Annotated in this window: 6 protein-coding genes; all 6 read right to left on the bottom strand. The window is 71.0% G+C overall.

Features of this window, described 5'->3' with window-relative positions:
* Positions 1-1,024 (bottom strand): glycosyltransferase (locus tag AAG801_RS38690; RefSeq protein WP_341893195.1); only part of this gene is annotated, 1,024 nt, incomplete at its 3' end.
* On the bottom strand, positions 1,021-2,268 hold the full coding sequence (locus tag AAG801_RS38685) for a glycosyltransferase family 4 protein (RefSeq protein WP_341893194.1): 1,248 nt from the start codon (positions 2,266-2,268) through the stop codon (positions 1,021-1,023). The genes AAG801_RS38685 and AAG801_RS38690, both read right to left, overlap by 4 nt.
* Positions 2,269-2,273: 5 nt before the next feature.
* Complete coding sequence (locus tag AAG801_RS38680; protein ID WP_341893193.1) at positions 2,274-3,140, bottom strand: glycosyltransferase; 867 nt, start codon at positions 3,138-3,140, stop codon at positions 2,274-2,276.
* A 70-nt stretch (positions 3,141-3,210) separates the two neighbouring features.
* On the bottom strand, positions 3,211-4,515 hold the full coding sequence (locus AAG801_RS38675; protein ID WP_341893192.1) for a hypothetical protein: 1,305 nt from the start codon (positions 4,513-4,515) through the stop codon (positions 3,211-3,213).
* A complete protein-coding gene (locus AAG801_RS38670; RefSeq protein ID WP_341893191.1) occupies positions 4,512-5,876 on the bottom strand; it encodes an O-antigen ligase family protein in 1,365 nt (454 codons plus the stop codon). The genes AAG801_RS38675 and AAG801_RS38670 overlap by 4 nt, the downstream gene beginning before the upstream one ends.
* 4 nt (positions 5,877-5,880) lie before the next feature.
* Positions 5,881-7,225, bottom strand: a 1,345-nt coding sequence (locus tag AAG801_RS38665) for a glycosyltransferase (RefSeq protein ID WP_341893190.1), incomplete at its 5' end; no start/stop codon positions are given.

Genomic DNA, 7,225 nt, shown 5'->3' with positions numbered 1-7,225 from the left:
TGGCCGCGTAGTCGGCCGCATCGGCCGGCACGATGAAGCCGTTGCGACCCGACGCGAGGTAGGCGATCTCCGGGCCGTGCAGCGCGCTGTCGGTGGTGATCATCGGCAGGCCGGCACAGAAGGCGTCGAGCACGTGCAGGCCGACGGCGCCGGGGCTGAGATAGCAGTCCGCCGCGCGGAACCAGGCCGCCTTGTCGATGCCGCGCTGCACACCGGCCCAGTGCAGCCAGGGCAGTGTGCGTGCGGCGTCTTCGATCAGTGGCCGGCTCGGCCCGTCGCCCAGCACGACGAGCCGGAAGTCAGGTCGCGCTCGCTGCACCATCCGGGCGGCCTGCACGAGCAGGTCGAGGCGTTTGTCCGGGTAGAGCGAGCCGCAGTACAGGCCCACCGGTGCGCCCGGTTCGGCGCCAATGCGCTGGCGCAAGGCCGCCACCTGTTCAGCCCTGGCTGTGGCGAGGTCGGTGGCGAAGCCCTCGTTGTCGATCGCGTTGTCCAGCACGGTGATGCGGTCGCCCGGGTAGCCGCCGTCGGCGACGATGCGCGCGCTCAAGTCGGTGTAGGCGAACCACCAGTCGACGCGATTGCGCAGGCCGGCTTTCCAGCGTTCGCGCAGCCCGTCGGGTGCCGTGCTCTGGAAGTTGCGGCCGTGCCCCCAGAAGGCGACGCGTGGGCTGCCCGGCGCGAACAGCCAGGGGTAGTTCGACAGGATGCGGCTCTCCTGCATCATCACCACCAGGCGCGCGCGGCGCAGCGCCGCCGGGAAGGGCTGCCAGAGCAGGTCCTTGCCGCCGATGTGCCAGAAGCGGTTGTGCACCACATCGGCCCAGGGCAGCGTGGCGGTGTCGCGGCGCACCGCCTCGGCGGCGGACGGCTGGCCATGCACCAGCCGCAGCCGCAGGCCGCGCGATTCGCAGGCGGCGCGCAGGCGTTCGAACAGGGGGACCCGGTACTGAAGCAGGCGGTACTGAAGGATGGCCACTTCGGGTTCGGTGGCACGGGGAATCGTGCTGGTCCGCCGGTTCATGTCACGGCCCTTGCGGCGAAGGCCGGTGCGAGCTCGCGGCGGATCAGGGTCATGGCGTCCTGCACGCGAGTCGCCCAGCCGGCGTGCCGCACATGCTCGAGCGCGGCCTCCCCCATGGCGTGCCGAAGCACTTCGTCGCCGGCCATCTCGACGAGCGCGGCACCGAGCGACTGCACCAATTCGGCCTCGTCGCATGACGACGTCGACACGACGCGGGCCGTGCCCGGGCCGACCAGCGTGGCCGGCCCGCCGCGGTCGATGCAGATCACCGGCAGGCCGTACGACTGCGCCTCCAGCACCACGTTGCCGCTGGAGTCGTGCAGGCTCGGGAAGAGGACGCAGTGGCTGCCGGCATACAGCGCGAAGAGTTCGGCCTGCGGCATGTGCTCGCGCCACTGCAGCCGCTGCGGACCGAGGCCGAGTTTGCCGGCGAGTGTGTGCAGCGTGTCGCGACAGGGCCCCGAGCCGACGACAGTGAAGTGAACGTCGGCACCGGACGCCAGTGCGTGGGCCACTGCGCGCAGCGCGAGGTGCACACCCTTCCAGCCGAGCAGGCGGCCGGCGAAGAGCACGCGCAGCGGTTCGCCGGGCGCGCGCCGCGGTGCACTGCGTCCGGCGGCGGCGTCGATGCCGATCTCCGGGAACACCAGCGCCTGCGCCCGCCAGGGGGCCGGCAGGGCGTCGCGCGTGTCTGCGGTCTTGGTCAGGATCAGGTCGGCACGTCGCAGCGCCAGCCACAGGAAGGGATCCCAGCGGGCGATACCGTTCGCCGCACTGCGCAGCAGTTCCTTCAGCTTCTCGCGGCGATCCAGCGAACGCTTCAGGCCCCAGGGCACGTCCTCGCCGCCACCCACCGGCCCGAACACGAAGGGCACGCCCAGGTAGCCGAGAAAGCACGGATGGCGGAACACGCCGTAGGTGAGGTGCATCGCCAGGTCGAACGGCTGCTGGCGCTGCAACTGCCGCGCCTTGACCAGCAGACCGAACTGCCAAGCCAGGTACATCAGGTGGGCGGTGCGTGCGTTCAGCGGCATCCGTCTCAGCCAGCCGGGGCGCCAGTACTCGACACGCAAGCGCGGCAGAGGTTGCGCCGCGAGGACCGGTTCGACCTTCGCTGCGCGCGACGGGTCGGTGATGACGGTGACCTCGTGCTCGCGTGCCAGCTCGACGGCCCAGCGCCAGCCCACGCCCGGCTCGCTGCCGGTGTTCGGCGCGAAGGCGAATGCGGACAGCAGGATGCGCATCCCGGTCACCAGCTCCGGCCGAGGATCACCTTGGTGTAGCCCCAGGTGAAGTGCACCGGCCACAGCCAGCCGCCATGCCGGCGGCACAGCGTCCACCAGGACCGCAGCGGCAAGCCCTTGCGCGAGAACGCGTCGGCCAGCCGCTGGCGCAGCGGCGCCGCGCGATCGCGCAGTGTGCCGCGCGTCGGGTTGCGGCTGCAGTCGCCGACGAAGCGTCCGGTCTGCAGGATGGTGATGCCGGCCCGGCGCGCTCGCAGCGCATAGTCGGTGTCGCCCATGGCGTGCTCGAAGACCGGATCGAGGTTGCCCAGGCGCAGCGCCAGCGCATGCGGCACCAGCACGACGTTGCCGTTGATGATGTCCACCGGCGCGGCGTCGCCGCTGGGTTCGACCGAGCGGGCGAGAAACGGCCGCCAGCGCGGTGACACGCGCCGGCTGCCGCCATAGCTCAGCCGGCCGCTGGCCGGGTCGCGCACGGCGCCGACCACGATCACCTCCGCAGGGCCGCCCCGCCGGCCGGTCGAGACCAGCTCGGACAGCGCTTCGGGCAGCAGCGTGGTGTCGTCGTTGAGCCAGAGGTAGTGAGCATGGCCTTGCCGCATCGCTTCGCCGAAGGCCGCGTGCATGCTGCGGTTCCAGAACAGCGAGCCGTCGCCGCGCAGGATGTGCGCCTGCGGCTCGACGGCGCGCACGGCCTCCGACGTGCCGTCGGTGCTGCCGTCGTCGAACACGTACAGCGCATAGGGCAGCCCGGCCGCCTGCGCGGCGGCGCGCAGCGCGATCAGGCAGGCCTCGGTCTTGGCGCGCCGGTTGTGGCAGGCCATCAGCACGGCCAGCGCGGCCAGGTCGGGCGGGGTGGGGGAGGCGCTCATCGCAAAGGCACGCGGGAGGGTGCGCGGGCCGCAGTGGGGCCGCGCGAGGTGACACGCCATTGACGCCAGCTCATGGCGTGAGCGACCAGCGCGTCGCATGGCGCTTGAGCAGCAGCGGCGAGCCGCCGACGGCGAGTGGCTCGCCGTCGACGAGGGGCTGCGTCTCGCCGTAGACGGTCTCGGCGAAACGCGCCTCACCGGCCGGCACGCGGAGCTTGTCGTCGCTCACGCTCCACACCACCTCGGCGGCCTGTCCGTCGGACGGGCGCTCGATGGCACAGCGCCAGACCATCGGCCCGGGCTGGCGGCAGCCGCGAAATCGCATGCCGAGCAGCCAGCGGTGGCTGGTGGCATAGGCCAGGCCCGCCGCACTGGGCACACGGCCACGGTCGGTGGCGAGCTGGTAGCCCTTCAAGGCCCACCCGTAGTAGTAGTAGCGCTCGATGCCGCCCTGCAGTGCCATCAGCAGCGTGCGCGGCACGAAGGCAGCGGCCTCCGCCTGGCTCAGGTAGCGGTCTCCCTGGCGGTTGATGCGCCCCGGCGCGATGCCGTGCTCCGGGTCTTCAGTCTGGTAGCCTGCCTCGGTGTTCCAGATCGGCAGTGCCGCCAGCCCATGCCGGGCGGCCACGGCGCGCAGCCGACCGGCCAGTGTCAGGACGGCCTCCGGCGACGGCGGCGTGGTGTAGAAGTGGAATCCGATGGCGTCGATGTGGGCGCCGCCACCTCCTTCGAAGAAGAGTTCGAGCCGGCGGATGCCACGTTCTGCGCCGGGGGGCGAGAACGACACCAGCCGGTTGCCGGCATCCACCGTGCGCAAAGCCGATCGCGCCTCGCGCGCCAGCGCCACCATGTCATTCACCGAGAAGCCGTAGTCGACCTTGTCGGTCTCGGTGAAGTGCGGTTCGTTCCACAGTTCGTACCAGCGGACCTTGCCGCGGTATCGCTCGGCGACAGCCGTGACATATCGCCTCCAGACGATCAGGTCGGCGGGCGGGAAGGCCGCATGCCCTTCGTGAGGGATCGGCGCCCCCGGCTTGCGCTTCGCGGCCCAGTCGGGCGCATGGCCCAGCGTCAGCAGCGGCTCGACACCGTGGGCCAGCGCATCGGCGACGGCGCGGTCCAGCACCTCCCATTGCCACTGGCCCGGCGCCGGCTCGAGCCGGGCCCAGATGGTGTTCGCATGAATCAGCCGCCACGTTCCGAACGGAATGTGCGGCCAGTCGTAGCCCGCACGGACAGCGCCCATGTTCATGTGCATGCCGAAGAACAGCGGATCGATCAGGCGCGCCGCCGTTGGCGCCGGCTGCGCGCCGGCCGGCGGGGGCGGCACCAGGCCGGCGAGCGCAAGAAGGAATCCGGCGAGCACGTTCTTCATGCCGCCTCCGCATCGAGGCGCCAGCCGGGCTGGCGGCGCACTGCCGGCGCTTCGCTTCGCTGCGGCCTGACCGCCGTGCCGAGTGTCAGGCCGAGAAACAGTGTGGCCACCGGAATGATCGAGTAGGTGATGAAGAAGATCGACTGCGCGGCGAGCAGCGTGACCATCAGCGCTGCATCGGGCCAGGGCTGGATGCCGCCGCCTTGCCTGCGCAGGTGTCGCGAGGCCGCCAGGCACAGTGACGTGACCACCAGACCGAGCGCGACGATGCCGCCGCGGGCCAGTGTCGTGACGTAGAAGCTGTGCGGAGAGACCTCCCAGAACAGGCCTGTCTGACCGGAACTCTCGATGAAGCGCCGCCAGCCGTTGCCGAACGGAAAACCGAAGGGCCACACCGCGGGGCCGCCGGTTGCCCAACTGCGAATCACTTCGCGCCAGCTGTCAAAGCGCCAGTTGATCGTGCTCTTCTGCTTGAAGGGCTCGGCCACCGAGTTCTGGATCGACTCGCCGAAGCCTCCCAGCATGGAACCCGCGGCGACCACCGCCAGCATCCCCAGCAGCAGCGCGACCGTCAGTGCCTTGCGGCTGCCGGCGCGGCTGCGCTGCACGGCCAGCAGCACCATCGCCGCGGCGACGAGGACCACCCAGTTGGTGCGATGCTGCAAGGCGACGACGGCGAGAAAGAAGGCCGGTGTCAGCAGCCACCATGCGCCCGTGATGTCGCGCGAGCGGTTCATGGTCGCCGACAGGCCGGTCAGCAGCAGTGCGACCAGGATGAAGGTCTGCTGCGCATTGATAACTCGCCAATTGAACTGCCCGGGCGACTCCTGCCAGTAGTGCAGCCCGGGCGACAGCGCGTCCATGCCCCAGCGGTACATGGCGATGAGCAGGGTGCCGCAGGCGAACAGCGCGATGTTGCCGAGTACCCGGCGCGCCGCTGCCGGGTCGATCCGGAACGACAGCATGTAGGTGACACCGACCGACAGGTAGAAGAAGGGCCTGTACTCCACACCGGCCTTCGTCTTGTGCAGCACGGCACCGATCGCGAACAGCGCGAACCAGACGACGCATGCGCCCAGCCAGAGCCGGACGATGCGGTCGTCCAGCGGGAGCTGGCGCGCTCGAGCCATCGTCGCCAGCGCGAGCACGACGAAGGCGAAGTCGAACGGGGTGACGGCCAGGCCCAGGGGCAGGGCGAGCGCACCGACGAACCAGGTGTCGACGAGGTGCAGCGCCCCGACCACGCCCACGCCGAACACCGGTGAACGTTGGCTGCCCACCACCAGCAGCGGAATCAGCAGCCCGAACAGCGCCACCATCAGGAAGGCGCTGCCCAGCATGAGGAGGCTCGTCAGCGGCATGTGCTCAGCCTGCCGGCAGTGCGCTGTGCGCCGGGTCGGGATGGGGTGGCGGCGGTTCGGTCGGCGCCGGCCGCAGGCGCTTGCCGTACACCCGGACATAGGCGGCCACGCCCCGTTCGACGCCGAATCGCTCGCGCGCCAGCGCGGCATCGGCATGCGCCGCGGTACGCAGGCCCTCCGGCGCCGCCGACATCGCGCTGCGCAGCGCCGCGGCCAGCGATCCGGCGTCCACCGCGCTCAGCCGCACCGAACTGAAGTGGGATTGCAGGTCGCGCAGGCCGGGCACATCGCCGAGCAGCGACGGCAGGCCGGCGCCGATGGCTTCCAGCGAGGCGATGCTCAGCCCTTCGCGCCGCGACGGCATGGCGTACAGGTCGGCCGCCTGCAGGTACGGCGACACATCCTGCTGCAGGCCGAGGAAGCGGATGCGGTCCGCCACGCCCAGCTGTTCGGCGAGCGCACGCTCGGGGTGCCCGGGTTCTTCGCAGCCGATGTGCAGGTAGCACCAGTCGGTGCGGTCGAGCTGCGCCAGCGCCTCGATCAGCGACGCATGGTTCTTCACCGCCGAACAATTGCCGATGGTCAGCACGACGAAGCAGGGGTCGGCGATGCCCAGCCGGTGGCGCGCCTGGTGGCGCTGGGCGTCGGCGACCGGCACGATGCGCGCACTGTCGTACCAGTTGTGGATCACCATGCTGGGGTTGCCGAAGCGTTCGCGTTCCGTCTCGCGCACCATCTCCGAGATGGCGATCTGTCGTGTGCCGAGAAGTCGCATGACCGCGCGCGACACCACCCGCCGCAGCCGCAGCCCGCCGTGGAAGAGGAAGTTGTTGTGCACCGTGCGCACGACGCAGCGCACGCCGGCCAGCCGCACGGCCAGCGCCAGCCACATGCTGGCCCGCTCGACATGCAGGTGCACGACGTCGACGCCTTCGGCGCGCAGCCGCTCCTGGAAGCGCCGCACGAAGCGCAGCGAGGGCTCGAAGGGCAGGTGGTGCAGCGCATAGCCGGCCTTGCGCAGCGGTGCCGCATACGGGCCGGGCTCGGCACCGAGCGAGAGCAACTGGCACTGCACGCCATGCTGAGGCCAATGATCGGCGGAGGTGCGCAGCATCACCTCGGCACCCGAGGGCATCAGCTCGTTGAGCACATGCATCACGCGCAGGGGAACCGTCGGCACCGTCGCCGCGGCAGGACCGGGAACGGCGGCGGCCTGCGCGCGCCGGTAGGCTGTCTCGTAGGCGGCAACGACGGACTGGCCGTCGCACAGGGCGCGCGCACGCTCGCGCGCGGCGTCGATCCGGCAGACGGTCTCGGGGCCACCGTCGAGCACGGCGTGCAGGCCGTCG

The sequence above is a fragment of the Variovorax sp. YR752 genome, assembly GCF_943372545.1.
Note: the sequence above shows the minus strand (reverse complement) of the source record. Positions and strands in the feature narration are given on the sequence as shown.

What these genes read in the sequence shown, in the direction of transcription:
- AAG801_RS38680 (WP_341893193.1), bottom strand. Translation starts at nt 3,140, where the DNA reads ATGAGCGCCTCCCCCACCCCGCCCGACCTGGCCGCGCTGGCCGTGCTG.
- AAG801_RS38675 (WP_341893192.1), bottom strand. Translation starts at nt 4,515, where the DNA reads ATGAAGAACGTGCTCGCCGGATTCCTTCTTGCGCTCGCCGGCCTGGTG.
- AAG801_RS38685 (WP_341893194.1), bottom strand. Translation starts at nt 2,268, where the DNA reads ATGCGCATCCTGCTGTCCGCATTCGCCTTCGCGCCGAACACCGGCAGC.
- AAG801_RS38670 (WP_341893191.1), bottom strand. Translation starts at nt 5,876, where the DNA reads ATGCCGCTGACGAGCCTCCTCATGCTGGGCAGCGCCTTCCTGATGGTG.